At 71.6% G+C, this 26,220-nt stretch carries 20 protein-coding genes; 3 read left to right on the plus strand and 17 right to left on the minus strand.

The features are described from left to right. Positions 1 to 28 precede the first annotated feature (28 nt). From ACZ4N5_RS15620 to ACZ4N5_RS15675, 12 genes are all read right to left on the minus strand, one after another. Positions 29 to 1,486, minus strand: coding sequence for a PP2C family serine/threonine-protein phosphatase (locus ACZ4N5_RS15620; protein WP_467757619.1), 1,458 nt, complete (start codon positions 1,484 to 1,486; stop codon positions 29 to 31). Continuing rightward, positions 1,487 to 4,012: a serine/threonine-protein kinase gene (locus ACZ4N5_RS15625; RefSeq protein WP_467757707.1), complete on the minus strand. Its 2,526-nt coding sequence runs from the start codon at positions 4,010 to 4,012 to the stop codon at positions 1,487 to 1,489. Positions 4,013 to 4,097: 85 nt separating this feature from the next. Next, positions 4,098 to 5,432 carry a zinc ribbon domain-containing protein gene (locus tag ACZ4N5_RS15630; RefSeq protein WP_467757620.1) on the minus strand — a complete coding sequence of 445 codons (1,335 nt, stop codon included), beginning with the start codon at positions 5,430 to 5,432 and terminating at the stop codon, positions 4,098 to 4,100. 78 nt (positions 5,433 to 5,510) lie between these two features. Next, complete coding sequence (locus tag ACZ4N5_RS15635; RefSeq protein ID WP_467757621.1) at positions 5,511 to 6,527, minus strand: glutamate ABC transporter substrate-binding protein; 1,017 nt, start codon at positions 6,525 to 6,527, stop codon at positions 5,511 to 5,513. Between the two features lie 14 nt (positions 6,528 to 6,541). Further along, positions 6,542 to 7,978, minus strand: coding sequence for a hypothetical protein (locus tag ACZ4N5_RS15640; protein ID WP_467757708.1), 1,437 nt, complete (start codon positions 7,976 to 7,978; stop codon positions 6,542 to 6,544). 341 nt (positions 7,979 to 8,319) lie between these two features. Next, positions 8,320 to 9,333 carry an N-acetylglucosamine kinase gene (locus ACZ4N5_RS15645; protein WP_467757622.1) on the minus strand — a complete coding sequence of 338 codons (1,014 nt, stop codon included), beginning with the start codon at positions 9,331 to 9,333 and terminating at the stop codon, positions 8,320 to 8,322. Further along, on the minus strand, positions 9,330 to 10,595 hold the full coding sequence (locus ACZ4N5_RS15650; protein WP_467757623.1) for a 6-phospho-beta-glucosidase: 1,266 nt from the start codon (positions 10,593 to 10,595) through the stop codon (positions 9,330 to 9,332). Before ACZ4N5_RS15650 ends, ACZ4N5_RS15645 begins: the two co-directional genes overlap by 4 nt. 2 nt (positions 10,596 to 10,597) lie before the next feature. Next, the gene (locus ACZ4N5_RS15655) at positions 10,598 to 11,491 is read right to left on the minus strand and encodes a carbohydrate ABC transporter permease (RefSeq protein WP_467757624.1); all 894 of its coding nucleotides are present in this window, start codon (positions 11,489 to 11,491) and stop codon (positions 10,598 to 10,600) included. Positions 11,492 to 11,494: 3 nt separating this feature from the next. Next, positions 11,495 to 12,436 (minus strand): carbohydrate ABC transporter permease, encoded by a 942-nt coding sequence (locus ACZ4N5_RS15660; protein ID WP_467757625.1) that lies wholly within the window; start codon positions 12,434 to 12,436, stop codon positions 11,495 to 11,497. Between the two features lie 10 nt (positions 12,437 to 12,446). After that, positions 12,447 to 13,784, minus strand: coding sequence for an ABC transporter substrate-binding protein (locus tag ACZ4N5_RS15665; RefSeq protein ID WP_467757626.1), 1,338 nt, complete (start codon positions 13,782 to 13,784; stop codon positions 12,447 to 12,449). Between the two features lie 59 nt (positions 13,785 to 13,843). After that, the gene (locus tag ACZ4N5_RS15670) at positions 13,844 to 15,055 is read right to left on the minus strand and encodes an ROK family transcriptional regulator (RefSeq protein ID WP_467757627.1); all 1,212 of its coding nucleotides are present in this window, start codon (positions 15,053 to 15,055) and stop codon (positions 13,844 to 13,846) included. 299 nt (positions 15,056 to 15,354) lie between these two features. Further along, positions 15,355 to 16,191, minus strand: coding sequence for a hypothetical protein (locus ACZ4N5_RS15675; RefSeq protein WP_467757628.1), 837 nt, complete (start codon positions 16,189 to 16,191; stop codon positions 15,355 to 15,357). A gap of 351 nt (positions 16,192 to 16,542) precedes the next feature. Here ACZ4N5_RS15675 and ACZ4N5_RS15680 point away from each other — a divergent pair, with 351 nt between their 5' ends. Both ACZ4N5_RS15680 and ACZ4N5_RS15685 read left to right on the plus strand, forming a co-directional pair. Continuing rightward, the gene (locus ACZ4N5_RS15680; protein WP_467757629.1) at positions 16,543 to 17,208 is read left to right on the plus strand and encodes a hypothetical protein; all 666 of its coding nucleotides are present in this window, start codon (positions 16,543 to 16,545) and stop codon (positions 17,206 to 17,208) included. Next, on the plus strand, positions 17,205 to 17,759 hold the full coding sequence (locus tag ACZ4N5_RS15685; RefSeq protein WP_467757630.1) for a hypothetical protein: 555 nt from the start codon (positions 17,205 to 17,207) through the stop codon (positions 17,757 to 17,759). The genes ACZ4N5_RS15680 and ACZ4N5_RS15685 overlap by 4 nt, the downstream gene beginning before the upstream one ends. Positions 17,760 to 17,930: 171 nt before the next feature. Here ACZ4N5_RS15685 and ACZ4N5_RS15690 read toward each other — a convergent pair whose 3' ends face one another. Beyond that, positions 17,931 to 19,046, minus strand: a complete 1,116-nt coding sequence (locus ACZ4N5_RS15690; RefSeq protein ID WP_467757631.1) for a mechanosensitive ion channel domain-containing protein — start codon at positions 19,044 to 19,046, stop codon at positions 17,931 to 17,933. Between the two features lie 273 nt (positions 19,047 to 19,319). Between ACZ4N5_RS15690 and ACZ4N5_RS15695 the strand changes: the two genes are divergently transcribed. Further along, the gene (locus ACZ4N5_RS15695; RefSeq protein ID WP_326787747.1) at positions 19,320 to 19,856 is read left to right on the plus strand and encodes an HNH endonuclease; all 537 of its coding nucleotides are present in this window, start codon (positions 19,320 to 19,322) and stop codon (positions 19,854 to 19,856) included. Between the two features lie 117 nt (positions 19,857 to 19,973). Here the strand turns inward: ACZ4N5_RS15695 and ACZ4N5_RS15700 are convergent, their stop codons facing one another. The 4 genes from ACZ4N5_RS15700 to ACZ4N5_RS15715 form a co-directional block, all read right to left on the minus strand. Continuing rightward, positions 19,974 to 21,314 carry an FtsX-like permease family protein gene (locus ACZ4N5_RS15700; RefSeq protein ID WP_467757632.1) on the minus strand — a complete coding sequence of 447 codons (1,341 nt, stop codon included), beginning with the start codon at positions 21,312 to 21,314 and terminating at the stop codon, positions 19,974 to 19,976. Continuing rightward, positions 21,311 to 22,030 (minus strand): ABC transporter ATP-binding protein, encoded by a 720-nt coding sequence (locus tag ACZ4N5_RS15705; protein WP_467757633.1) that lies wholly within the window; start codon positions 22,028 to 22,030, stop codon positions 21,311 to 21,313. Before ACZ4N5_RS15705 ends, ACZ4N5_RS15700 begins: the two co-directional genes overlap by 4 nt. Further along, a complete protein-coding gene (locus ACZ4N5_RS15710) occupies positions 22,027 to 22,560 on the minus strand; it encodes a PadR family transcriptional regulator (protein ID WP_467757634.1) in 534 nt (177 codons plus the stop codon). The genes ACZ4N5_RS15705 and ACZ4N5_RS15710 overlap by 4 nt, the downstream gene beginning before the upstream one ends. 139 nt (positions 22,561 to 22,699) lie before the next feature. Further along, positions 22,700 to 25,936, minus strand: coding sequence for a beta-N-acetylglucosaminidase domain-containing protein (locus tag ACZ4N5_RS15715; protein ID WP_467757635.1), 3,237 nt, complete (start codon positions 25,934 to 25,936; stop codon positions 22,700 to 22,702). Between the last annotated feature and the right edge of the window lie 284 nt (positions 25,937 to 26,220).

The raw sequence follows: 26,220 nt of genomic DNA on the forward strand, positions 1-26,220 counted from the left end.
CCGCGGCCGCCCCCGTTCGTTCGCGGCCTCAGGCCGATCCTGCCCCCTGCGAGGGGGCGGGGAACGGCATGACGGCCACTGTTACGTTGTCGTGGCCCCCGCCGTCCAGGGCGTGGCCGACCAGAACCTGGGCGCTGCGCAGCGGCCTTTCGGCGGCGTCGAGGGGGACGACCTCGGCCATGTCCTCGGCCGCCTCCGCGTAGTTCCACAGACCGTCGGTGCACACCACGACCACTCCCGGCCGGTCCGGCTTGAACGAGACGGTGTGCGGCTCCAGTTCGTAGGCGTCGGCGCCGAGCCAGCCGGTGATCGCGTGGGCGCGCTCGTCGGCGTACGCCTCCGCCTCGTTCATCAGGCCCGCTGCGACCATCTGCGCGGCCCACGAGTCGTCCTCGGTGAGCCGGGCCGGCAGCGAGGAGCGGTCGACGGGAACCCAGTAGACGCGGCTGTCGCCGACCCAGCCGACGATCAGCAGGGTCGGCGTGACGACGGCGCCGACGATCGTGCAGGCGGGCGCGTTCACATGCGGAGCGTGCTCGCCCTGCGCGGTGGACGGGTCGGCCAGCGCGTTGACGGCCTCCGAGGCCGCGACGATCGCCTCGTGCATGGCCTGTTGGGGGTGCGTGCCCAGCGGAAGAGCGGCCAGGAGCGACTCGTTGGCCGCACGGGACGCGGCGAGCGAGGCCTCGTCCGGGCGGGTCGCGGAGGAGACCCCGTCGCAGACGATCGCGACGACCGCGGGGGAACCGTCGGGCAGCGCGGTCGAGGAGATCGCGAACGCGTCCTCGTTGCGGTGGTGGCGCAGACCCCGGTCACTGACCGCGGCGACCGCACCCAACTCCTGTTCCATGTGGTCCCGTTCCCGTGGCTGCGCATGCCCGCAGTTCTCGCAGTAGCCGTCGGTGTCCACCTGGCCCGAACGGCAGGCCACGCACACCTTGGCGCCCGCGGGGGGAGCCGGGAGGTCGGCGGTCCGGGGATCGGCGGGGACCTCGCGGTCCGGGCCGTCGGCCGGGTGGCCCTCCGGGGTCCGGACTTCGTCGGCCGGAGGGGCGAGCGGGTACTCGTCCGGCTCCGAAGGCCGGTCGAACCGCACGCCCGACGGCTGCCCGGCGGGCCGCTTGGCGACGGACGGCCGGATTCCCGCCGGATCCCCGCGCGGGTGCTCCGGGTGCTCGGCGTGCTCAGGATGCGGCAGTTCGGAACCACCCGAATCGGTGCCGTGGATGTCGGCGGCGCGGTGCACCGGCGCGGGCACGTCGGCGCTGTCGACCTCGGGGGCCAGGGGCCAGTCCACGGACGGGGCGGCCGGCGCAACGCCGGCCGAGGTGCCGTTCATGGTGATCGTGGGGTGGTCCTGCGGCGGTGCGGACACCGCCGACAGGTCGTAGCCGCACGCGCCGCAGAAACGGTCGGCCGCCTCCAGCGGCTCCTCGCAACTGGGGCACCGCGAAAGGGCCGTCGGCTGGGGCATCTGGGACATCAATCACACCCACGTCCGGGGGCGGTAACGGTTGGCACGTTCCACCAGGTCGATCCTCTCCTCGCCGCCCCGCGCGAGCCGGGCCAGCGTCCGGTACGAACGTTCGAGGCCGAAACGGAGGCCGCGTTCGTCCAACTCGCTGCCGAGCAGCGCAGGTCCGCCGCCGGAGGCCGGAGCGGAACCCTGGCTACCGGAGAGTACCCAGTCCAGCGCACAGCCGAGGACCTCCGTCGACAACTGCTCGCGGCGCACGGCGTCCAGACCGAATCCGTCGAGCGCCTCGACCTGCCCGGCGGCCGCCGTCAGATCGTCCAGGAACGGCCGCGCCGCCGCCTCCGTGGCCGGCCGCTGCCGCAGCCGCGCCCGCACGGCGGCGACGCGGGCCGCCGTGTAGTGGATCGACGACTCCGGTACGGATTCCAGGGTACGTACGGCGCCACGGCGGTCCCCCGCCGCGAGCTGCACCCGGGCCAGCCCGAAGGCCGCGCTCACATAGCTGGGGTCGGTCGTCCACACCAGGCGGTAGTACTCGGCGGCGTTGTCCAGCTGGCCGAGCACCTCCGCGCACACGCCGAGGGCCAGCTTGGGCGCGGGCTCGCCGGGGAAGGCGTCGTAGATCGCGTCGAAGGACAGTGCCGCGATCTCGTTCTGGCTGGCCGCCAGCGCCGTGACACCGCGGTACCAGACCACCCGCCAGTCGTCCGGGTGATCCGCCTCCAGGGCCTCGACGGCCCAGCCCGCGCCGCTCAGTTCGCCCATTTCCAGGCGGGCCCGCAGCTCCCGTAGCCGCAGCTCCGGCGAACCGGCCGGTGCCGCCCCCAGCGCCGCGATCAGCTCCGAGGGCGCGGACGCGATGAGCCCCGCGAGGAAACCGGCGTTCGGGTCGCCCGGGTCCACCCGGGGGACGGGCAGCGCGAGCGCGGTGGCCGCCGCCTGCACGGGCTTGACCAGGATGGCGGAGGCCGGCGGACCGGGAGGCAGCGGCCGGGTCCCGTTCGTCCCCGCGGGCAGCGAAGACGCGCTCCTTCTCCCCCGTACGGGGACCACGCGGGCCCCCAGCCGCGACACGTCCTCGGCCGCCCTGCCGAACAACTCCGTGTCCGTGACCTTGGTTTCGGGACCGAACAGGGTCGACAGCGCCGGCCGCGCACGCCCCGTCTGGAGGGAGACCACCTCGCGCAGCACGCCGGTCAGCTGCTCGGACATCTCCTGCGCGGAGGCGAAACGGCGGGCCGGGTCCGGGTCGGTGGCCCGGACGAGAAGCCGGTAGAAGGACTCGTACTGGCGGAAGACCTCGATGTTGTCGGGGTCGGGCAGGGAGTCCACGAAGACGTTCGTATAGCCCTGGAAGTCGAAGGCGAGGACGGCGAGCGTACGGGCGACGGTGTAGAGGTCGGAGGCGACCGAGGGGCCCACCTCGGCCACCTCGGGGGCCTGGTAGCCCACCGTGCCGTAGATGGCCGACTCGTCGTCGTCCATCCTGCGCACCGCGCCCATGTCGATCAGCTTGAGCTGGTCCTCGGTCTGGATCGCGTTGTCGACCTTGAAGTCGCAGTACAGCAGGTTGCGGCTGTGCAGATGACCGAGGGCCTCCAGGGCCTCGATGCCGTACGCGCAGGCCTGCTCCACCGGCAGCGGGTCGCGCTTGCCGTCCGCCGTACGGCGCTCGTTGGCGAGCTCCTTCAGCGACTTGCCGCCCACGTACTCCATCACGATGTACCCGTCCAGCGAACCCGTCCGCTGGTCGAGGTGCTCGACGAAGTTGTAGATCCGCACGATGTTGGCGTGCTCGATCTCCGCGAGGAAGCGCCGCTCGGAGATCGCGGCCGCCATCGCGTCCTGGTCGCCCGTGTCGAGCAGACCCTTCAGGACCACCCAGCGGTCGGACACCGCGCGGTCGACGGCGAGGTACACCCAGCCGAGCCCGCCGTGCGCCAGACAGCCCATCACCTCGTACTGGCCGTGCACGATGTCACCGGTGCGCAGCTTCGGCACGAACGAGTACGGGTGGCCGCACTTCGTGCAGAACCCCTCGGTGCGACCGGGCCGGTCACCGCGCGAACGCCCCACCGGGGCACCGCAGTCGGAGCGCGAACAGAACCGTTTGCGCTCGGGCACCTCCGGGTTCTCCAGGACCATCTCGCGCGGGTCGGGCCGCGGCACGCCCGGGACCTCGACGAGCCCGGCACCGAGCCGGCCCCGCCCGGAGGAGGAGGCCGTCGAACCGGAGCTGCGCACCGAGACCGAACGGCCCGTCGACGTGCCCGAAAGCGACCGCGACAGCCGGCCCGAGACCGAGCGCCGCGACTGCGACGAGCGCGACGACGTACGCGAGCTGGCGCGGGAACTGCCGCGCGCACTGCTGCTGTTGGAGCCGCCCGACCCCCGGCCGCCCCCTGTCGCGCCGGTCGACGGCGACCCCACCATGCCTTCGCCGGGTTCCCGGCCGCTCCCGGACCGGGACGACCCCGATGCCGACGCGACCGGGGCGAGCCCGCACGTGTCGCAGTACAGCTCGCCGCCGCCCATGTCCTCGTACGACCCCTCGCAACCGGGCCGTGCGCACTTCTGTTCATTCACCGGCTGCTCACTCCCGCCGCATCCCCTTCAACGCTCACGCGTCGGGCCCCCTCCGGTCCGCACGGTCATGAGGCCCGCCCTGCTCGGGCACCTGCGGGCTCAGCAGCTCGGCGGCCGCCCGCTGATAACGCAGCACCGCCTCCTCCGCCACCCGCAGATCACAGGGAGCGCTCCACAGCATGCGCCGGGCCGCGTCGTAGCGTTCCACCAGGAACGGGTCCTCGGCGAAGCCGTGCCGGGCCACCTTCGCCTTGTACGCGTCGAGACGGCCGCGCAGCTCGGCGCGGACCGCCAGCGGCTGGGTGACCGCCGTCAACGACTCGCGGGCGCGCAGGAGTTCGTCCTCCGCCTTCTCCTCCAGCGCCTCCAGAAGCGGCGAGAGGCGGTGCCACTGCGCGTGCCTGCGGTACTCAGCGGCCGTCGCCAGCTGCTCCTGCAACGCCGTCGGCGGACCGCTGACGGCCGGCACCTCGGACGCGGCGATCTTCGCGAGCACCTCGCCGCGGGCACTGCGCGCCTCGGCGAGCGTGCGGTCCGCGCGGCTGAGCACGTCCCGCAGCTTCACCAGCCGCGCCTCCGCGTCCTGCCGCACGGTGAGCACCGCGTCGATCTCCCGGCGAACCTCCTCCAGGGCGCGCGCCTCACGGTCGTACGCCTTGGTGTCGGGGCGGCCGCCGCCCGGGGCCGAACTCCCCTGCGCGGGAACCCAGAAGGCCAGTGGGTCGGAGACCACCCGCTCGCGCAGGGTGGTCAGCGTCCGGGTGATCCGCTCCAGGTCGTCGCCCGACGGGTGCTCGCCGGGGCGCACGCCCACGGAGTGCGCGAGCGTGCGGGTGCGCTGGAGCTCCGCGGCCAGTAAATCTATCCGGGCGGGCAGCGCGGACCACACGGCGTCCGCGGTGACGACCATGTCGAGCGAGGTCGCGTACAGCTCGTTCATCCGGTCCACCAGCGCGGCCAGCGAGAACCGTTCGCTGAGCTTGCCGGTGCCGGCCAGGGTCGGCGCGTTCGCGGTGGCCGTGGTGGAACCGGCGACCGTGATGCCCGAACCGCGCAGCAGCTCGGTCAGTTCGACCAGGTCCTCACGGCTGGACCAGCGTCTGCGGGAACGGATCTCGCGCGCAGAGCGCAGCGCGTCCGCGTACGCGTCGAAGTAGGCCCACAGCAAGGTGATCGACGCCTCCGCGGACGCCCAGCGCTCCTTGGTCGTGCCGGTGAGTTCGGCGCCTTCGAGGAGTCTGCGGCCCGCGTGGTCCTGCAGGGCGAGGAGCGAGGTCTCGATGGCCTCGTGCTCCGCGCCGAGGCGCGCCAGCGCACGGTCCGCCTCGTCCCGGTCCATCACCGGCCCGGGGGGTCCCGTGACGCCCATCGATCACCTCTCGTTCTCGTGCGTTTCCCGCGCGCTCGGTGTGAGCGGCCGGTCAACTCTCCAGTGGTATCAGGTCGGTCACTTGTACTGGGCGACGGGCGGGTTCTCCGAGGCGGAGTTCGCCCCGAGGGTCGGAGCGAGCCAGTGGTCGTACGACTGCTGCCAGCCGTCCTTGCGGTAGTCCGCGAGGATCCGGTTGACCCGGCGTACCAGATCGTCGGAGTGCAGGTTCATCGCCACGCCGTAGTACTCGGTGGTGAAGGTGCGGCCCTTGAGCTCGACCGTGGGGTCCTGGGCGGCCTGGCTGGCGGCGAGCGCGCCGTCGGTCACCACCGCGTCGACCTCGCCGAGCTGGAGGCGCACCAGACAGTCGAGCTGGTTGGGCACGGGTGGGGCGATGATGGCGGACGAGACGAGCGTGCCCGCGTCCCGGTCCGCCGTCAGCTGGTCGTACGCGGTGGAGCCCGCCGCCGAGCAGATCGTCTTCTTGGCGAGGGACTTGTCGTACCCCGTGATGCCGGACTCCGTCGGGGCCAGCACCTGCTGGCCGGTCTTGAAGTAGGGCGCGGAGAACGCGACCTGCTGGAGACGCTCACACGTGATCGTCATGGTGCGCACCACCATGTCGACCTTGCCGCCCTGGATCGCGGGGATGCGCTGGCTGGTCGGTATCGCCCGGAACTGGACGGCGTGCTCGTCGCCCAGGATGTCCTTGGCGATCGCGTGGACCAGGTCGATGTCGAAGCCCTCCAGGTCGCTGCCGGCCTTCGGGTTGTTCGGGTCGCGGTAGCCCCAGTGGTAGCTGTTCTGGTCGACGCCGACGATCAGCCGCCGGTCCTTGCGGTTCTTGATGGCGTCGATCGTCGTCCCGTCCGCGCCCGACGGGGCGAGACTCTGGTTCTGCGGGTCGCTGCAGTTGGCGGCCTTGGCCTGGATGCCACGGGCCAGGCCCTGCCCGCCGATGGCCGTGCCGCCGTCCCCGCGCGCGGAGTTCGGCAGCAGCAGCGCGAGGACCAGGGCCGTCGCACAGGCGACTGCCATCGCGCCCACGCCGCCCCAGCCCTTCAGGCTCGCCCTCAGGCGTCGTGCGATCATCGCCGCTCCCCCTCTCACCGGTACTCCGAAAGCCTGCGCCCGATGCCGAACACCGCGCCCGCCGCAGCCAGCACCGCGAGGACCGCCGCGCCGACCGGGAGGCCGGTCATCGCGCCCAGGCCGTTGGCCGCCGCCCGCTGGAACTCGCTCTCCTCGTGCGTCAGCGCGGAATTCAGGTTCGTGTCGACGCCGTCGAAGCACTCGCCCGTGGGCTTCTTGTCGGCGGAGCCGATGACCCGGTCCAGCGCGAGCTGGTAATTGCCGTCGTTGTCGGCCGTACGGGCTTCCTGGTGACGGGCCTTCCACACCTTCATGTTGGCGGTCGCGGCCTGTACGGGCTTCTTGCCCGACTGGTCGTCCGCGAGGTCCGCCGCCACCGCGAGGCCCTTGGTGAGCGCCTTCATGTCCTGGTCGAAGTTGTAGTCGTACAGGTCCACGGTCGTCTTGTCGGCCAGGGTCTTGGTCTCGGCGCCCCGGCTGACCAGGGTGAGGTTCTCGTTGCCGCGGGCCTTCAGGGACGCGATCTGGGCCGTGTGCAGCACGTTCAATGAACGGACCCCGTGGTCGTAGGACTCGTTCAGCCCGGACCGGGCGACCGTGTGCCCGACGGTGAGCCACAGCAGGACGACCACGGACGCCGCGGTGGCGGCGGCCATGCCCTGGTTCAGCACCCGGTTCGTGAGGCGGTAGTTGCGCCGCTGGGCCCAGGCGAGGGCGCCGAGCGCGACGAGACCGAGGGCGATCGCGGCCCACGGGTACGGCTTCGCGTCGGCGTAGTCGGCGCTCAGCCGCTGGTTCTCCCGGTTGTAGAGCTGCTCGGCCTTCGGGAGCATCTCGTGCTGCATCTTGTCGTTCGCGTACCGCAGATACGCGCCACCCAGCGGGTAGCCCTGCCGGTTGTTGGCGCGGGCCCGCTCGATCAGGCCCTTGTACTCGGGCAGCAGCTCGTTCAGCTGGGAGATGGTCTTGGCCGAAGGGGAGCCGGGATCCGAGCTGTTGGCCGCCGTGATCAGCTTCGCTGCCGCTGTCCTGATGTCCTGCTCGTAGCGGTCGCGGGAGGCCTTCGTCTCCTGGCCGCCCGCGAGGAAGCCGCTGGAGGCCGCGGTGTTGGCGTCGGCGAGCGAGCGGTAGATGTCCGCCGCGCTCGCGCTCAGCGGCTGGCTGCTGTGCAGCACGTTGTCCGCGGCGGCCGAACGCTCCGTCATCTGCCAGGCGGTGACCGTGCCGAACGCGACGACCAGCAGGGCGAGGACGGCGCCGATGATCCGCAGCCGCCCGGGCTCCGTCGTCGCCGCGGCACGCAGCCGGTCCACACCCTCCGCCCACGCCGTTCGCCGCGGCGGGGCGCCGGGAGCCGGGGGGACGCTCTGCGGGGTGGCGAACCCGGACTGAGGCACGGGGGATCCGCCCGGCGGCCCGGGAGGCCCGGACTGTGCCGGTACGGCCGACATCGTGGGCGCGCCCCGGCCCGGTGGCGCCGCGCTGCCCTTCGGCGGGTGTGTCACTGTTTGACCTCCCCCATGGTCATCCGGTCGGTCACGCTCGCCGCGGACGCGGATGCGTGGCCTGCCGGCGTACGTGCACGGCGGCAAGTATCGCCGCCGGGACCGGCATCCGCACAGGCCTTGCCTGGATCTTGTTCGGATCACGGCGCAGCACGATTTCCCCGCGCCACCCCCTTCCCATGAACACGTGTTCCGGTTCTGTTTGGTTCCCGCCCCTTCGCGCCAGGTCATGGCGGTTCGGGAGCTGTCGTACGTCCGTACCGGCGCCACTCGCCGCGCGGGCCTCCTCAGCCCCTTTCGTAGAACGCCCGCACCCGCGCGTGGATCTCGCCGGCGGCCCGTACATGGTCCAGGCCCAGGAGCGCCGCCCCCAGCACCGGCGGGGCCGTGACCACCCGGGGGACCGCCTTGGGCGCGCGGGCGGCCAGGAGTTCGTGGATGCGGTCGTCGAGCTGGGGATGACGGGCGGCGAGGATGCTGCCGCCGAGGAGGACCGGGGTCTCCTCGGCGAGGAGACCGAGGCGGGTCAGGGCCACCGTGGCCATGGCGACCACCTCGTCCGCGAGCCGGTCGACGAGTCCGCGGGCCACCGGATCGCCGTCCACCGCCGTGGCGAACAGGACCGGGGTCAGCTCGTGGCGCCGCGCGTTGCCGATGTGCTCCAGGTGGAGCGCCTCGATGAGCGCGTACATGGAGTCGAGGCCGAAGTGGGCGGGCAGCGTGCGGGCCAGCGCGGTCGGTCCGCCCCGGCCGTCCTCGGCCCGCGCCGCGTGCCACAAGGCCTCCTCCGCCAGGCCCCAGCCGCCGCCCCAGTCCCCGGAGATACGGCCGATGGCGGGGAAACGGGCGGTGCGGCCGTCGGGCCGCATGCCGACACAGTTGATGCCGGCCCCGCAGACCACGGCGACACCGCGCGGCTCGGCGATCCCGGCCCGCAGGATCGCGAAGGTGTCGTTGCGCACCTCCACCCCCGCGCCCCACGCCCGTGCGTGCAGCGCGGCCGCCAACTGTTCCTCCTCCACCGGCAGATCGGCGTTGGCGAGGCAGGCGGAGACATGGTCGACCGAGGTGACGCCCGCCTCGGCGAAGGCGCGTCGCACGGCGTCGGCGACCGCGTCCACCGCCGTCTCCACGCCGACCGCCGGGGGCCGGAACCCGCCCCCGCGCGAGGTGCCGGTCACCCGGCCGTCCGCGGCCACCACGGCGACGTCGGTCTTGCTGTTCCCCGCGTCGATGGCCAGTACGAGGCCCGCGGGGCGGGATCCGGCGGCCGTCCCGGCGCCGGATTCCGTTGACGTCATGCCCACGCGAGGTGCTCCCGGTTGTGCGCGATCAGCTGGTCGGTCAGGGTGTCGGCGTAGGCGTACTGGCCGATGAGGGGGTGCGCGAGCAGGGCCCGGAAGACCCGGTCGCGCCCGCCGCGCAGCGCCGCTTCCAGCGCGAGGTCCTCGTACGCGGTCACGTTCGCCATGAGACCCGCGTACAGCGGGTCCACGGCCGGCACGGGCAGCGGCGCGGGCCCCTTGGAGCTGACCGCGGCCTGTACCTCGATCACCGCGTCGTCCGGCAGGAACGGCAGGGTTCCCCGGTTGTACGTGTTCACCACCTGGTAGGGGCTGCCGCCCCCGCCGAGCAGCGCGGCCGCGAGATCGACGGCCGCCTCGGAGTAGTACGCGCCGCCCCGCCTGGCCAGCAGCTCCGGCTTCTCGTCGAGCGCCGGGTCGCCGTACATCGTCAGCAACTGCCGCTCCATCTCGGCCACTTCGGCCGCCCGGGAGGGCTTGGTGCGCAGCTCCCGGACGACCTCGTCGTGCGCGTAGAAGTAGCGCAGGTAGTACGAGGGGACCACGCCGAGGCTCTCGACCAGGGCGCGCGGCAGACGCAGGTCCGCGGCGACGGCGTCGCCGTGCTCGGCGAGCAGCTTGGGCAGGACGTTCTCGCCCTCGGGACCGCCCAGGCGCACACCGGTCTCCCAGGTGAGGTGGTTGAGGCCCACATGGTCGAGATGCACCTCGGCGGGGGAGACCCCGAGCAGTCCGGCGAACTTCCGCTGGAAGCCGATCGCCACGTTGCACAGCCCGACCGTCTTGTGGCCCGCCTGCAGGAGGGCGCGCGTCACGATGCCCACCGGGTTCGTGAAGTCGATGATCCACGCGTCCGGGTTGGTCCGGCGGACCCGCTCCGCGATGTCCAGCACCACCGGAACCGTGCGCAGCGCCTTGGCCAGACCGCCCGCGCCCGTCGTCTCCTGTCCGACGCAGCCGCACTCCAGCGGCCAGGTCTCGTCCTGCTCGCGGGCCGCCTGACCGCCGACGCGCAGCTGGAGGAGCACCGCGTCGGCGCCCTCGACGCCCGCGTCCAGGTCGGACGTGGTGACGATCCGGCCCGGGTGGCCCTGCTTGGCGAAGATCCGGCGGGCCAGGCCCCCCACCAGCTCCAGGCGTTCGGCGGCCGGGTCGACGAGGACCAGCTCCTCGACGGGCAGGGTGTCCCTGAGCCGCGCGAAACCGTCGATGAGTTCGGGGGTGTAGGTCGACCCTCCGCCGACCACGGTGAGCTTCATGGTTAGCCCTTCACTCCGGTGAGCGTGACACCCTCGACGAACGCCTTCTGCGCGAAGAAGAACACGAGGATCACGGGGGCCATGACCAGCACGGTCGCGGCCATGGTGAGATTCCAGTCGGTGTGGTGCGCGCCCTTGAACGACTCCAGGCCGTACGACAGGGTCCAGGCGTTCTGGTTCTCGGAGGCGTAGATCTGCGGGCCGAAGTAGTCGTTCCACGCGTAGAAGAACTGGAAGAGCGCCACGGCCGCGATGCCGGGCCTGGCCATCGGCAGGACGACCTTCAGCAGCGTCCTCAGGTCCCCGCACCCGTCCACCTTGGCCGCGTCCAGGTACTCGTTCGGGATGGTCATCAGGAACTGGCGCAGCAGGAAGATGGAGAACGCGTCCCCGAACGCCATCGGGATGATCAGCGGCCACAGCGTGCCGGACAGGTCGAGCTGCTTCGCCCAGAACAGGTACATCGGGATGATCACGACCTGCGGCGGCAGCATCATCATCGAGATGACCAGCATCAGCGACAGATTCCGGCCGCGGAAGCGGAACTTGGCGAGCGCGTAGGCGACCGGGATCGACGAGACGACGGTCAGCACGGTGCCGAAGCCGGCGTACAGCAGGGTGTTCTTCCACCAGGTGAGGAAGCCGGGGGTGTCGAAGACCTTCTTGTAGTTGCCCCATTCCCAGGTGTGCGGGATCAGATCGCGGCTGAGTGCCTGGCTGTCGCTCATCAGCGAGGTCAGGAACACGAACACGAACGGCAGCACGAAGAACAGGGCGGCCGCGACGCCGAGGGAGTGGATCGCGACCCACTCCAGGAGAGCCCTGCGGCGGGCGGTGCGCTCGGCGGGGGAGACCTGTGCGGTCAACTCCACCGGCTTGTCGAGTACTTGAGTCATCGGTCAGTCACCTGCCTGGATGAGACCGCCCCGGCGCCGCATCAGGAACGCGGTGAACACCATGGACAGGGCGAACAGCACAAGCGCGACCACACAGGCGGAGCCGTAGTCGAAGCGCTGGAAACCGAGGTTGTAGACGAGCTGGGGCAGGGTGAGCGTCGACTTGTCGGGATAGCCGGGCTCGAACTGCGTACCGGCGCCCTGGATGACGCCCGAGGCGACCTTCCCCGCGATCAGCGGCTGCGTGTAGTACTGCATGGTCTGGATCACGCCGGTGACCACGGCGAACATCACGATCGGCGAGATGTTCGGCAGGGTGACGTAACGGAAGCGCTGCCACGCCGAGGCGCCGTCCAGTTCGGCGGCCTCGTACTGCTCCGTCGGAACGTCGAGCAGCGCGGCCATGAAGATGACCATCAGGTCGCCGATGCCCCACAGGGCCAGCAGGGTCAGGGCCGGCTTGGACCAGGAGGGGTCGTTGAACCAGCCGGGAGCCGAGATGCCGGCCTTCTCCAGGAGCGAGTTGACCGGCCCCGTACCGGGGTTGAGGAGGAAGGCGAAGGCCATGGTGGCCGCCACCGGCGGGGCGAGGTAGGGCAGATAGAAGAGGGTGCGGAAGACACCCGTGCCCGTCTTGATCTTCGTGATCAGCAGTCCGACGCCGAGTCCGAACAGCACCCGCAGGGTCACCATGACGAGGACCAGCCACAGGGTGTTGCGCAACGCGGGCCAGAACAGCGGGTAGTTCTCGAAGACGTACGTCCAGTTCTTCGTTCCGCTCCACGTCGGCGGTTTGAAGCCGTCGTAGTGCATGAAGGAGAAATAGACGGTCGAGATCAGCGGGTAGGCGAAGAAGACCGCGAAACCGATCAGCCAGGGCGACATGAAGGCGAGGGTCCGAAGCGCCGAACGGCGGCGCTTCGAAGCCAGCGTGACAGTACTCATCGGCGTGCGGCTACTTCGCCTGCGCGATGTCCGTGTCGATCTGCTTGGCGGTGGATTCCAGACCCGCCTTCAGATCCTTGGTCTTGCCGCTCTCGTAGTCGTATCCGAACTGCTGGATCGTCACGAGGTAGGTGCCGCCGTTGATGGACGCCGGAGTCGTCGTCGAGTTCGGGTTCGAGGCGATGTCCAGGAACGTCTTGAACCGCGGGTCGTACTTCAGCTTGGGCGACTTGAGGGCCGCGAGCGTCGAGGGCACGTTGTGGATGTCGTTGGCGAAACCGACGACGGCGTCCGTGTTCGTGGTCATGTATTTGACCAGTTCCCAGGCCGCGTTCTGCCTCTTGCTGGTGGCCGCGATGCCCGCGATGGTGCCGGTGATGTAGCCCTTGCCGTACTGGTCCGCCTGGTCGTCGGGCACGGGCAGCGGGGCGACGCCTATCTCGAAGTCCGGCTTGGCCTCCTCGGCCATCCCGAGCCGCCACTCGCCGTCCAGCTGCATGGCGACCTGACCGGTGTGGAAGGGGTGCTTGGGACCCCACTCGTCACCGAGCTTGGAACGGTAGGTTTCCAGCTTCTTGAACCCGCCGAGTTCGTCGACCAGCTTCTTCTGGAGGGTGAACCCGGCCGTGAAAGCGGGGTCCTTGGCGATGTTCGACTTGCCGCTGCTGTCGAAGTACGTCGGCGAGAACTGCCCGAAGTAGTGCTCGGTGGTGGACTCCCAGCCGTGGTAGTCCGGCATGAAGCCCAGCTGGGAGTACGAGTCGCCCTTGGAGACGGTCAACTTCTTGGCGTCCGTCTCGAATTCGGACCAGGTCTTCGGAGGGCTGCCGATCCCGGCCTTCTTGAACGCGTCCTTGTTGTAGTAGAGCCCGTACGCGTCACCGAGGAGCGGCACCGTGCAGCGGTTGTCGTCGAACTGGGTGTACTCGTTCATCGCCTTCGGGAACGTCGCCTCGGGGTCGATGTGTGCCTTCTTGAAGAAGGGGTTCAGATCGATGAAGGCGCCGGACGAGCAGAACTTGCCCACGTTGTTGGTGGTGAAGGAGGAGACCACGTCGGGGGCCTTGTCGCCGCCCGCGCGCAACGCCTGGTTGATCTTGTCGTCGGTCATGTTGCCGACGATGTTCACGTGGATGTTGGGGTGCGCCTTCTCGAAGCCCGCCACCAGCGACTTCACGGCCTGGACCTCGTTCGGGGCGCTCCAGGCGTGCCAGAAGTTGATCGTCTGTTCCTTGGACGCGTCGTCGCTTCCGCCGGTGCCCGACTGGCCGGTACAGGCGGTGGCGAGGAGGACTGTCGAGGCGGAGGCGGCGAGCGCGACAGCCGCCTTTCGGGACATTCCGAGCATGGCGAGATCTCCCTGCGAGGGATGGGACGGGACGGGGGAGTTGCGGGCTTGGGGCGGGTTCAGCGGGAGGTGTCGAATACCTCGTCGCGGGTGGCTGCCAGGGCGCTCTCCAACGCGCCGCGCAGCACTGGGTGTTCGTGTACGTCACCGACGACGAGGCGCGGCCGCGACGCGGCCAGCTCCTCCAACTCGGCCTGAACCAGGGCGCGCAGCGGTTCCCCGCCCGCGGTGAGCGACGCTCCGCTGAGGACGACCAGCTCGGGGTCGAGCACGGAGACCAGGGAGGCCAGACCGGTGGCGAGCCCGGTCGCGTAGCTCTCCAGGAGCCGCCGGTAGGGGCCTTCGTCGACGGCGGCGGCCCGTTCGACGACGGTGGCCGCGACCTCGGCGTACGGGCCCGTGGGCAGGTCCTTGATGCCGAGCTCGCGCGCCAGCTTGGGGATGGCCTGTGAACCGGCCAGCTCCTGGTAGCCGCCGCTGTTGGCCCGGGTCACCTGGCGCACCAGTGGCGCGCCGGGCACCGGCAGGAAGCCGACCTCGCCCGCGCCGCCGGTCCAGCCGCGGTGCAGCCGGCCGCCGAGGACGAGCGCGGCGCCGAGACCGCCCTCGTTCCACAGCAGGACGAAGTCCTCGTGGCCCTGGGCGGCACCGAGCCGCTGCTCCGCGATGGCGACGAGGTTGACGTCGTTCTCGTACTCGACGGGCATCGGCAGCGCGGCCGCGAGCTCGTCGAGAAGGGTGGGGGAGTGCCAGCCCGGCAGGTGGGAGGCGTAGCGCAGCCGGCCGGTGTTGGGGTCGAAGGCGCCGGGGGTGCCGATGACGAGCCGGCGGACGTCGTCCCGGGCGAGCCCGGCCGCCTTCACCGCGCCGTCGAGGGCGTCGGTGACCTGGCGTACGACGGGCTGGGACTGGCGGCGGCCCGGGGTGGGCAGTTCGTACTCGCCGACCGTCCGGCCGGTGATGTCGGCGACGGCGGCGAGGATGCGCTCGGGGGTGACGTCCAGGCCCGCCGCGTGGGCGGCCCCCGGATTCACCTCGTACAACTGGGCGCTGGGGCCCGGCCGTCCCTCGCTGGTGCCGGTGGCCAGGACGAGTCCGGCGGCTTCCAGCCGGGCGAGGAGCTGCGAGGCGGTGGGCTTGGACAGCCCGGTGAGCTTCCCGATCCGGGTCCGTGAGAGCGGTCCGTGCGCGAGCAGCAGATCGAGGGCGGCGCGGTCGTTCATCGCGCGCAGAACGCGGGGAGTGCCCGGCGTACCGGCGGATCCTGCCATGTCTGTCGCCACCTGCCCTTCTTGGCCGACCAGTTTCCCAGGGGTGCCTTCGGGAAGTCCACCGCAAGATCATTGTTAGGAAAGTTTCCTATTGCTGGTGCGAGGAAAGTAGGCCGGACTGGGTGGAGGCGTCAAGAGAAACCGCCTCCTGGGCAACAGAGTCGTTACCCGGGAGGCGGTGGCGGTGGCAGTGGCGGGAGGACGCGAGCCGCCCCCGCCGCTGACGAACTCGTCTGCGGCGGGGGCGGCTTGGGGTGCTGGGGGCGCTGGGGGCGGGTCCGAGGAGGACCCGGCCTCGGTTACTTCACGTCGACGTAGTCGCCCGTGGCCGTGGCGGTGCCCGTGGTGGTCGTGCCCGCGAACGTGTAGCGGTACGAGCCGTCGGCCGAGGCCTTGACCGTGGTGGTCAGCGCGCCAGCCGTGCCGGACGTCACCGTCTTGACGGTCTTGTAGGCGGTCGCGCCCTTGGCCTTGAACTGGAGGGCGACCGGCTGGCCCGTGTAGCCGGCGTACTTGGTGGTCGCCCAGTCGGCGCGGGTCAGCGCGCCCTTGACCGTGAGGGTGCTGCCCTTCTTGACGGGCTCGGGGGTGGCGTTGGCAGTGAGCCTGGCGGCGCGCTTGACCTGGACGGTGCCGGGGAGGCCCCACATGTCGTAGCCGAAGGTGAAGCTGATGTGGTTGCCGGAGTCCTCGGTGGTCGAGGTGGAGCGGCCGTAGAAGCCGGCCACCTTCCAGGTACCGGCGTCCGCCGCATCGAAGAAGTAGTCCTGGGGCGCGATGGAGATGACCTCGGTGCAGGACGCGGTGACCGTCGTGGCGGTCGTGGCCGTCGTGGTGCACCTCGCGGCTTCGTCCGACTCCATCTCGTTCTGCATCTTCGAGAGCGACGGTCCGCGGTACAGAGCGATGCCCACGTCGTTCGTCAGGCCGTCGATGACGAGGCCGGCCGGGCGGACCAGGGTGTACTTGACGGGGACGTTCACCGTGCTGGCGGTGCCCACGACGATGGCCTTGCCGTTGTTGACCACCACGTTGGAGAAGGTGAGGTCCGGCGTGGCGGCCGAAGCGGACGGCACGGCCAGGGCGGACAGGGCCAGGGCGCCGGAAACGACGGCGCCTATGGCGTACTTGCGCATGGATTTCCCCACATTCGAAGCGGGCCCCCGGGCGTTGAGCTCCAGAACAAGGGCCCGCTGTTGGGGCGACAGTAGACGGTTGAACAATGTGGCCGAAATGCGGGGGTCGTGTGAAGGGGTCGCGTCCGCGAGCGTGTGCGGGGGCAGACGCGGAGGCGATTCCGGCACGTCGGCAACGGGGTGGGCCTTGCCCATCACGGCATCGTCACGATCGACCCGCGTGCGGTGGGGCGGGGTGCGGGACTTTGTGGTGATCCGCCCCCTCGAACGGGGTGACTTCGCCGCGCGGGTGACGGTGGCCGAGGTGCTCCGCCGTCACCGTCACAGGATCCCCTTCTTATGATCCACCGCATGAAGGCGAACCGTTTGGCGTGGGCTGTGGCGACCTGTCTGGCCACGGCCTTCGTCGCGTCCCGCGGGGGCGGTGACGGCGAGAATCGTTCGTTGCCGGGGACAGGTTCCCGGGTGGCGCCCACGACCTCCAGTGCCTCACCGGACTGCTCCAAGGCCTCCATACGGTGGGGCGAGGTGACGGTGGGCAGGAAGCTGATCGCCGTGTCGCAGCTCGTGACGGTGGAGGACGGCCGGAAGCCCGGGTGGGTGGAGCTCGCGCCCCACCACGTGCGGACCGTGACGTCCCGTATCGAGGCGGGCGGTACCGGTGTGCCGACGCGGCGCCTCTTCGCCTCGCTGGAGAAGCGGCTCGGGTACGACTCGCCGATCTTCAAGAGGCCCGGGACATCGACGTCCGCCCGGCTGGAGAAGGAGGAGCTCGGCCGTGTCGACTTCCTCGGGCATCCCGGGCGATTTGTAGAAGCCGCGGGAGTCGGAGTCGTCGACGCGAGCTTCGCCCTCGGCTGCTCAGGCACGCACGGCGCCACCGGCACACCGGTCTACGGCACGCTCACCTCGTGGTACGGGAACAGCGGGGCCTCGATGAAGTGCGGGATCGTGCCGGACAAGGGCGAGTGGTTCCGGGAGGCCTACGACATGGTGTGCCCGGAGGCGCACTCATGAAGCTGCTCATGGCGTGCTGGCGCGCTGCCGCCGGCAAGTGCGTGCCCATGGCGCTCAGTCTGATGGGCGTCGACTTCGTGAATGACGGTTTCACGCGGGAGACCGTGGTCTTCGGGCCTCTGGCGTGGGGAATCGTGTCGCTCGCGATGGCGGCCTTCGGGGTGTGGTCGCTGCGGCGGCGGGCCGGTGCGGCCGGCATCGCCCTCTCCGCCGACAGGCTGGAGGCGCGGCAGACACACGTACTGCGCCCGGTGCGGTTCTCGAACGGGTGGCGGGAACGGGTCCACGAGGAACTGGTGGCCTCGGAGCGGGCGTTCCTCGTCTCCGGGCAGGGCCATGAGGAGATCCGCTTCCTGTGGCGTCCCAGTTGGGGGAATCAGTCCGTCCGGGCATCGATGTGCTTCGACCTGCCCTCGGGAGAAGTCGTCCTCGACGTCCGTGACGCTGAGGGGCTCCTGGGGGTGGCCGGACTGGGCAAGGGGTCCTCGTTCGCCGCGGTGTGTCAGATAGCAGGGGCCACCGGGCTGGAGTCCGGGAACGCCCGTGCATGACCCGTCGCGGCACGGCCTCCGGACCGGCTGACGACGAGGGCTGACGACGAAGGCTGATGACAAAGGGGCGGCGCCCGGAACACCCGGGTGCCGCCCCTCTCACGTCAGTCGGCCCTGTCTCGGCCTCTCACGTACCGCCGGTCCTACCCCGGCCTCCTGCCTGGAGCCGGCCTACTTCGGCGCGCTCGACGGAGCCGGGACCGAGCCGGGGGCCGGGATGGGGGTGGTCGCCTCCGACTGGGGCGAAGCCGGGTTCCCCAGGGCCGACGGGGCCGCCACCGCGGACGTCGGGTCGAGGGGCTCCTCGTCCACCGGTGCCGTGGGGCCGCCCACGATGCGGATGTCCGCCGCGTCGAAGGCGCGCTTGATGCGCCAGCGGAGTTCGCGTTCCACGGAGCTGGCCTTGCCGGGCATGGTCTTGGCCGAGACGCGGACCACCATGGAGTCGAGGAGGACGCTGTCGAGGCCCAGGATCTCGACCGGGCCCCACAGGCGCTCGTTCCAGGGCTCTTCCTTGCTGATGGTCTCGGCGACGTCGTCGATGACGGACCGGACGTGGTCCAGGTCCTCCGAGGCGCGGACCGTGACGTCCACACCGGCCGTGGCCCAGCCCTGGGAGAGGTTGCCGATGCGCTTGACCTCGCCGTTGCGGACGTACCAGATCTCGCCGTTGTCGCCGCGCAGCTTGGTCACGCGCAGGCCCACCTCTATGACCTCGCCGGAGGCGACGCCCGCGTCGATCACGTCGCCGACGCCGTACTGGTCCTCGAGGATCATGAAGACGCCGGAGAGGAAGTCGGTGACCAGGTTGCGGGCGCCGAAACCGATCGCGACACCGGCCACACCCGCCGAGGCGAGCAGCGGGGCCAGATTGATCTCGAACGTGCCGAGGATCATCAGCGCGGCCGTACCCATGATCAGGAAGGACGCGACCGAGCGCAGCACCGACCCTATGGCCTGGGAGCGCTGCCGTCGGCGCTCCACATTCACCAGCAGACCGCCGAGCGCCGTGCCGTCGACGGCCTGGACGGTCCGGGTCATGCGATCGATGAGCTTGGTGATCGCCCGCCGCACGAACACTCTCAGTACGGCGGCGACCACCAGGATCAGCAGTACGCGCAGACCTATGGCCAGCCAGGTCGACCAGTTCTCCTCGACCCAGCTCGCCGCGTGGGTCGCGCTTTCCTGGGCGTCCTGAAGCGTGGGGGTCACCGGACCGGTCGACGTCGAGGGAGACGGCGACGGGGTCGAACCGGCGGCCAGGGCCAATAGGACGGGCAGGGACACAGCAGGTACCTCCAGGCGTAGCGGTCTGCCCGCGGCCGTGGACACAAGAGGGGTGCCGTTCGGGCAGAACCACAACCCTAACGGGGCAACGCGCGAGGCTCGTTGCCATGTTCAGGGGAGAGACCGTGCTCACCTGGGGATGAAGGGGGTGTGGTCGAAAACACTCCCAGCCCGTTACCGGGACATGGTGGCGCTTCCACCAGGCATGAGGAGAGACTGGCTACAGATCGTCCCGGCGCGAGCCACGCGCCGCCGGCGTACAAGGAGGCATCCGTGCCGCACGTCCTGGTCCTCAACGCGTCGTACGAGCCGCTCGGCGTCGTACCGCTCCACCGCGCGCTCGTCCTCGTCCTTGAGAACAAAGCCGTCTCTCTCGAGGAATCCGGCGCCTTCATGCACAGCGCGACCGTTACTGTCCCCGCACCCAGCGTGGTCCGGCTGAAGAGGTTCGTACGGGTTCCCTACCGAGGGCCCGTCCCGCTGACCAGGCGAGCTCTGTTCGCCCGTGACGGCGGCCGGTGCATGTACTGCGGTGGCGTCGCAACCAGCGTCGACCACGTCATCCCGCGCTCCCGCGGGGGTCAGCACGCCTGGGACAATGTGGTGGCGTCCTGCCGCCGCTGCAACCACACCAAGGCCGACCGCCACCTGGTCGAGATCGGCTGGCGCCTGCGCCACAAACCCGCCCCGCCGACGGGGCTCGCATGGCGCATCATCGGAACCGGGCACAGGGACCCACGCTGGATGCCTTACCTGCAACCGTACGGCGCGGACGACGCCATGGCCCGGATCGACGGCATTTCAGCCTGACGATCCGGGCCTTCGTGTTGGCGGCGGCACCCTTGGCCGCCGCCTGTTCCGGCTCCCCAGGAGGACCCCCGTGCCTCCCGGGGAGCTCGTCGTGCCCGTGGGCAGGACGGGGCAGGGTCACTGGTGGCGCAGCTCCGCGGGGCGCACCGAGCGGCGCAGCAGGGGCAGCGAGGTGGCCGCGGCCAGCAGGCAGGCCGCGTAGACGATCACGGGGACGATCACCGGCAGCAGCGGCACCGTTCCACCGCCCGCGAGCTGTCCGTACCCGACGCTGATCCCGAGGCCTCCCGCACCGGCCAGCGCGACCGCCGGGGCCAGCGGCAGGGCTGTCTCCAGGAGCATGGCCCTGCCGAGCACGGCCTGCGGCACCCCGGCGGCGGCCTGCGCGGCGAGGCCGCGGCGGCGGGTGGCCAGCGATTCGGCTGTCCCCACGGCCAGCCCGGAGAGCGTGATCGCGAGGGCGAGCAGGATCGCGGCGCCCGTGAGATCGATACCGGTGGTGTAGAAGGACAGGCTCTCGGAGAGCGCGTCGCGGTCGCGCCCAGTGATGTCATCGAGCAGCACCTGGCGTACGCCCACGAAGCCCGTCCCCACCACGGTCACCAGCAGCACCGCCGCATGGGTGCGCGCGCCGGCCCAGGGATCGTCCCGCAGCCGCTCGGCCGCGATCAGGGTCGCCGGGTTCCCGGTCCGCTCGGCGAGCACGCGGCCCGTCAGCCGGGCGCTCGCGCCGACGGCCCGGATGGCCCCGAAGCCCGTGAGAATCACCACGATGAAGACGAGCGCCGGGGCCGGGGCGAGCCTGCCGAAGCTTCGCGGGGCGATGGCGAGTCCGGTGAGAAGCATCACGAGCGCCGTCACGAGGAGGGCGAGACCCGGACCCCGCCCGCCGCTCGGGCGCACGCGGCGCACCCGGCCCAGTGGCGAGGCGACCACCCGGCGCAGAGCGAGCCTGCTCGCCAGAGCGCCCAGTACGGGTACGGCGACCGCGACCGCGACGCATCCGGCCCAGACGGCGGCCGGCGGGTTCTGCCACTGGCTCAGCAGGATCCATACGGAGAGGACGGTGGCGACGGTCGAGCCGATGAGGCACGCGAGGCCCGCCTCCAGCGCGGCGATCCGCCGAACCTGCGCCGGGGTGGCCCCGGCGAGGCGCAGCCCGGCCAACCTGCGGTCGCGGTGCACGGCGCCGATACGGGCGCACTGCCCGAGGAAGCCGAGCACCGGCACCAGCAGGAGCAGCAGGGTGAGCACCACGCCCGCCCGCTCGCCGGGCTGCTCGAGCAGGCCGTCGGCGAGGGTCAGGTGGTACTGCCCCTGGAGCGAGGCGATCGCGACGGCGGCCAGGCAGAGTCCGGTGGCGAGGGCCGCCCCCACGGCCGTGAGGGTGACCCGCCACCACTCACGCCGGTCGGAACCGCTGGTCAGGAGCAGCGCGAGCCTGAGGTCGGTCCTCACCGGGACACCTCCGCCGCGGCCGAGGTCGCGAAGGCCGTCGGCAGGGCGCCGGGGTCGGCCACGGTGCCGTCCCGCAACGACACCTCCCGGTCCGCGTACGCCGCCACCTGGGCGTCGTGCGTGATCAGCAGGACCGCCGTGCCGGCCTCCCGGGCGGTGTGGATCAGGGCGGTCATCACCTGCTCCCCGGCGAGGGAGTCGAGCGCGCCGGTCGGCTCGTCCGCGAAGACGGCCTTCGGGGCCGTCACCAGGGCCCGCGCCAGCGCCACCCGCTGGGCCTGCCCGCCGCTCATCTCGCCGGGCCGCAGCGCCTCCTGTCCCCGTACGCCGAACCGCTCCAGCCACTCGCCCGCCCGCTCCCGCGCCGCCGCCCGCGAGGTGCCCGCGAGCAGCAGGGGCAGTGCCACGTTGTCGGCGGCGGTCAGCTCCGGGATCAGCTGGCCGAACTGGAACACCACCCCGAAGTCCGTGCGGCGCAGCTCGCTGAGCCGCTTCTCGGGCAGCAGGTCGAGACGCTCGCCCCCGTACTCCACCGTGCCGCTGTCGGGTCTGACGATGCCCGCCAGGCAGTGGAGCAGGGTGGATTTTCCGCTGCCGCTGGCCCCGGTGACGGCGAGAACCTCGCCCGCGGCCAGCTCCAGCGAGGCGCCGCGCAGCGCCGGGGTGGGACCGTGCGCCTTGACCAGGTCCCGGGCGGCCAGAAGGGGGGTGCTCATGCTGTGTGGACCTCCGCGGTCAGGTGGGTGAGCCGGTCCGCCGTGGTGGTCATCCAGCGGAGGTCGGCGTCGAGGTGGTTGAGGGCGTAGTCGGCCGAGAGGACGGTGGCGAGATCGGCGCCGGGCGCCGTCTTCACCGCCGTGAGCTCGCGCATCCGCGCCATGTGGGCCGCGCGCTGGGCCAGCAGGTAGCCGGCCGGGTCCGCCGAGGCGAGGATCGAGACGACGACCTTGGCGAAGATCTCGTTCGTCACGAAGGGCGCGGGCGGTGCGATCTCGCCCGCCCACTGGGTCAGTTCACGCGATCCGTCGTCGGTCGAGCGGTACAGGGTCCGCTCGGGACCGCCGTCCGAGTCGGTGCCGTCGACCGCGGCGAGACCGTCGCGGACCAGCCGCTGCAAGGTGGTGTAGACCTGCCCGTAGGCCAGTGGGCGGGCCTGCGGGAAGCGTTCGTCGTGCCGTCGCTTGAGGTCGTAGCCATGGCTGGGGCCTCCGGCGAGCAGCCCCAACAGGATGTGACGGGTGCTCATGGAGATCAGTATGTACTCAAGATATGTACTGAGTGAATAGCTAGGCGGGAGGTGGTTGAAGATCACCGGTGATCGATCGTGGGAGTGCCGCCCCGGTGCCGACCGGCGGGGTGACCCCCTGTGCGGTTCTGGTCGGGCGTCAGTCCGCGACGGCGTACGCCTGGGCCGACCACAGCGAGTATCCGTACCGCGTCGCCCGGTGGATGCCCTGGACGCGCACGTAGCGGACGTCGCGTTCGTCGAAGCGCAGGGATTCCTGGCCGCCGCGGCCGTCGTTCACGGTCGTCGCCGTGCGCCAGACGCGTCCGTCGGCGGAGACCTGGACGCGGTAGGCGGAGGGGTACGCGTCCTGCCAGCTCAGCACGAGCCGGCCGAGGCGCACAGGCTCGGCGAACTGCACCTGCCACCAGGCGCCGTTGTCGACGGGGGAGGACCAACGGGTGGCCGGATCACCGTCGTTGGCCGCCGACGCCGGGAAGTCGGGGGTCTCGTCGCCGGACGAGGAGGCCGTGCCGGTGCGGGCCAGGTCGGGGCCCGCCGTGCGCGGGAAGGCGCGGACGGTCAGGGTGCGGGTCTGCGCGCCGAAGGCGACCGTGACGTCGTACGTGCCCGCCGGCGTCCCCGGCGGGACCGTGACCTCGACGAGGCTGTCGACGACGGCGCCGCGGGAAAGGGTCGGCGAAGGCCGCGAGACCTTGACCTCGATGCCCTTCGGGGCCCGCGCGGTCAGTTCGCCGCTGATGTCGGTGGGGCGCAGTGACGTCAGCCGGGCCGTGATCCGCTGCGTGCCGCCGATCTCCACGTCCGTCGAGGAACGGGTCAACTCCAGTGCCGCGGCGGGGGAGTCGGCGAACCACGGCACGAGATGGCGGACCTGTGCGGGCGCGGGACCGCTGACCCGGAGCGCGTCCGCGCGCACGCCCGCCGCACCGACCTCCGTCGCGCCCCCGGCCACGAGCGCGCCGAGGTACCGCCAGCCCTCGCCCGGGACATGCGCCTCGACGAAACCCGGCGTGCCGGGGTCGGTGAGCACGCTCACGACGGTGAGCGTGCGGGGGTGCGGGAGACGGACGACGCGGCCGTCCAGCGCGGTCCCGTCCCCCGGCACGCCGCCCTCCTGCTGCCGGTCGCCCTGGCCGGTACCGCCGTTGTCCGCGCGTCCGTCGTCGCCGGTCCTCGCGCCGTCGTCCCCCGCAGCACCGGGGTCCTTCGGGGTGTCGTGGCCCGCGGAGGGCTCGTTGTCGAGGCCCGCCCACCTCTCGTACGCCGTGCGTGCCCGCGTGAGGAACGGGTCGAGCACGCCCTTGCCGACCGTCACCCCGCTCGCCGCGAGCTCGGCCCGCAGCCGGTTCAGCGTGCGGTAGGCCGTCCACGCCGCCGTCGCGTCGCCGCTCGACTGGGCGCTCAGCAGTGCGACGGCGGTCTCACCGGCCTCGCCGTACCGCGCCAACTGCTCGGTCCAGGGCTGCACTTCGGTGGCGATCGGGCGCCCCGCCAGCCGCTTCGGAGTCTCGCGCATCACCGTGAACGCGGCGCGCAGCCGCTCGGCCGCGCTCTCGTCGGCGGCCCGGTCCGTGGTCGTCCGCGCCTGCCAGAAGGCCTCCATGAGCGGGCGCAGATACGCCGACTCCTCGCCGCCCAGAACGGAGGACGCGTCGTTCCCGGCCAGCGCGCGGAGCGCGTCCGCGCTCCGGGCGTCGCCGCCCGCCAGGTCCTCGATCGCCGCTCCCCAGGACTCCTGGGGCCGGTAGTCCCGCGGGTTCCAGGCGTAGTCGGCCGCGGTGAACAGCGGGATGCGGGAGGCCTCCGCCTGGGGCATCGCGTTCGCCAGCAGGGCCGCCGAGCCCGAGGCCACCGCCGGCTCGCGCCCCTGGTAGGGACCGAGGAACACCCGGTCCTGGGCGTAGTCGTTGACGGGATAGTTGTCCATGGTGACGAGCGGATGGCTGCCGAACACCGCGCGGGTACGGGCCAGTTCACCGCCGGTGATCGTCTTCGGCACGACACCGACACCCGTCCACGCGACCTCGACGCCCCCGTCCAGGGCGCTCGCCAGCTGCCGCCGGTAGTCGGTCGAACCGTCCTCGTAGTACTCCGTCGGCATCAGGGACAACGCGGCCACGTCCGGGTGGCGGGCGGCGAGATGCCGGGCCACGGCGTTCGCCACCCGCGCCTGCGCCTTCGCCGCCGCCTCGGAGCCGGAGCCGAACGCGTCCGCGTCCGCCCCGCAGTGCCATTCGGTGTAACTGACGTCCTGGAACTGCAGTTGGAAGGCCCGGAACCCGAGCGCCCACATGGCGTCGAGCTTGCGCGTCAGCGCCTTCACGTCGGCGTCCGAGGAGAAGCACATCGCCTGTCCGGGGGCCACCGCCCAGGTCAGCGTGACGTGATTGCGGCGCGCCCGCTCCACCAGGTCGCGGAAGTGGGCGCGCTCTCCGGCCGGGTACGGCTCACGCCAGCGCGCCTGTCGGAAGAGGTCGTCGCCGGGCGCGTAGACATAGCGGTTCTGCTTGGTCCGGCCCATGAAGTCCAGCTGCGTGAGGCGCTGTTCAGGGGTCCAGGGGCTGCCGTAGAACCCCTCGGTGGTGCCGCGCACGGCGGTGCCGGGCCAGTCCCGGACGACGGCACCGGCGATCCGGCCGTCGGCGCCGAGGAGCTGACGCAGCGTCTGCACCGCGTGGTACAGGCCGTCCTCGCCCACTCCCGCGAGGGCGACGGTGTCGCGGCCGTCGGTGCGGCCGACGGCCAGCCGGTAGCCGCCGGAGGGGAGATCGGCGCGGGGCGCGGCGCCGAGCGCCGTGAGCGCCCGCTCCAGGGAGCCCGAAGCGGCGCGCGCGCCGGCGAAGGAACCTGCGCCCTGCCGAACGGTGTTCGCCGGTTCCGTGCCCACGCGCACCACCAGAGCGTGCGCCGGGAGCGCTTCACCGTCGCGCGCCGTCGTGATCGTACGGGCGCCGGCTTGCCGCAGCAGTACGCGCAACGCTTCGAGGGCGTACGGGTCGAGCTCGGCGTCCGAGGCATGCGGATCGATGCTCGCGCCGGGGGCGTACGGGGTGAGGGGGGCGCCGGGGGAGTACGAGCCGGCCGGCGAGCCGGAGCGCGCGCTGCCGAACGTGCCGGGCGATCCGGATGCCGTCGGCTCCGTCGTGCCGGTGACCAGGACGACCTCGTCCGTGACCGCGACCGGAGTGCCGTTCGCGCGCAGCGACTGCGGGCGGGGCCAGACGGCGGGCACCCCGCTCGCGGTGGACTCCCGGTCGCCGGCGGAGGCCGCCGGACCGTGAGTCGCCGCGACAGCCGCGGGAGCCGTGCCGAACGCGGTCGCGACCACGGCGAACGCGAGTGCGGTCGCTCCTTTTCCACGCCCGAGTCGCACGGTTCCCCCTCGTAGCCCGCCACCCCGGCTGCGGCGTCGGGGTGGCGTCGAGCCCACCATCCGGGTGGTGAAGGTGTCAACGAGAGTGGCCGATGTGCCGGGATTACCCCAGCCTGGAGGGGCGGCCCGGACATGCGGGACGGCGACAGAATGTGACCAGAAGCACGTTGTTCGTCCCTGTACGTCTGCCGTCGCGCCCACGGGGTAGGGCTGCGGTGACCGCCAGGGCATCCGTTTCCGGCACGATCCGCCGGAATGCCCTCGGCCGCCGTACCCGACCTCGA

The sequence above is a fragment of the Streptomyces sp. NPDC026500 genome (genome assembly GCF_055567635.1).

Excerpts from the sequence above, each read along its gene's own strand:
- ACZ4N5_RS15625 (WP_467757707.1), bottom strand. The coding sequence starts at position 4,012 with ATGGGCGGCGGCGAGCTGTACTGCGACACGTGCGGGCTCGCCCCGGTC.
- ACZ4N5_RS15630 (WP_467757620.1), bottom strand. The coding sequence starts at position 5,432 with ATGGGCGTCACGGGACCCCCCGGGCCGGTGATGGACCGGGACGAGGCG.
- ACZ4N5_RS15635 (WP_467757621.1), bottom strand. The coding sequence starts at position 6,527 with ATGATCGCACGACGCCTGAGGGCGAGCCTGAAGGGCTGGGGCGGCGTG.
- ACZ4N5_RS15640 (WP_467757708.1), bottom strand. The coding sequence starts at position 7,978 with ATGTCGGCCGTACCGGCACAGTCCGGGCCTCCCGGGCCGCCGGGCGGA.
- ACZ4N5_RS15645 (WP_467757622.1), bottom strand. The coding sequence starts at position 9,333 with ATGACGTCAACGGAATCCGGCGCCGGGACGGCCGCCGGATCCCGCCCC.
- ACZ4N5_RS15650 (WP_467757623.1), bottom strand. The coding sequence starts at position 10,595 with ATGAAGCTCACCGTGGTCGGCGGAGGGTCGACCTACACCCCCGAACTC.
- ACZ4N5_RS15655 (WP_467757624.1), bottom strand. The coding sequence starts at position 11,491 with ATGACTCAAGTACTCGACAAGCCGGTGGAGTTGACCGCACAGGTCTCC.
- ACZ4N5_RS15660 (WP_467757625.1), bottom strand. The coding sequence starts at position 12,436 with ATGAGTACTGTCACGCTGGCTTCGAAGCGCCGCCGTTCGGCGCTTCGG.
- ACZ4N5_RS15665 (WP_467757626.1), bottom strand. The coding sequence starts at position 13,784 with ATGCTCGGAATGTCCCGAAAGGCGGCTGTCGCGCTCGCCGCCTCCGCC.
- ACZ4N5_RS15670 (WP_467757627.1), bottom strand. The coding sequence starts at position 15,055 with ATGGCAGGATCCGCCGGTACGCCGGGCACTCCCCGCGTTCTGCGCGCG.
- ACZ4N5_RS15675 (WP_467757628.1), bottom strand. The coding sequence starts at position 16,191 with ATGCGCAAGTACGCCATAGGCGCCGTCGTTTCCGGCGCCCTGGCCCTG.
- ACZ4N5_RS15680 (WP_467757629.1), top strand. The coding sequence starts at position 16,543 with ATGAAGGCGAACCGTTTGGCGTGGGCTGTGGCGACCTGTCTGGCCACG.
- ACZ4N5_RS15685 (WP_467757630.1), top strand. The coding sequence starts at position 17,205 with ATGAAGCTGCTCATGGCGTGCTGGCGCGCTGCCGCCGGCAAGTGCGTG.
- ACZ4N5_RS15705 (WP_467757633.1), bottom strand. The coding sequence starts at position 22,030 with ATGAGCACCCCCCTTCTGGCCGCCCGGGACCTGGTCAAGGCGCACGGT.
- ACZ4N5_RS15710 (WP_467757634.1), bottom strand. The coding sequence starts at position 22,560 with ATGAGCACCCGTCACATCCTGTTGGGGCTGCTCGCCGGAGGCCCCAGC.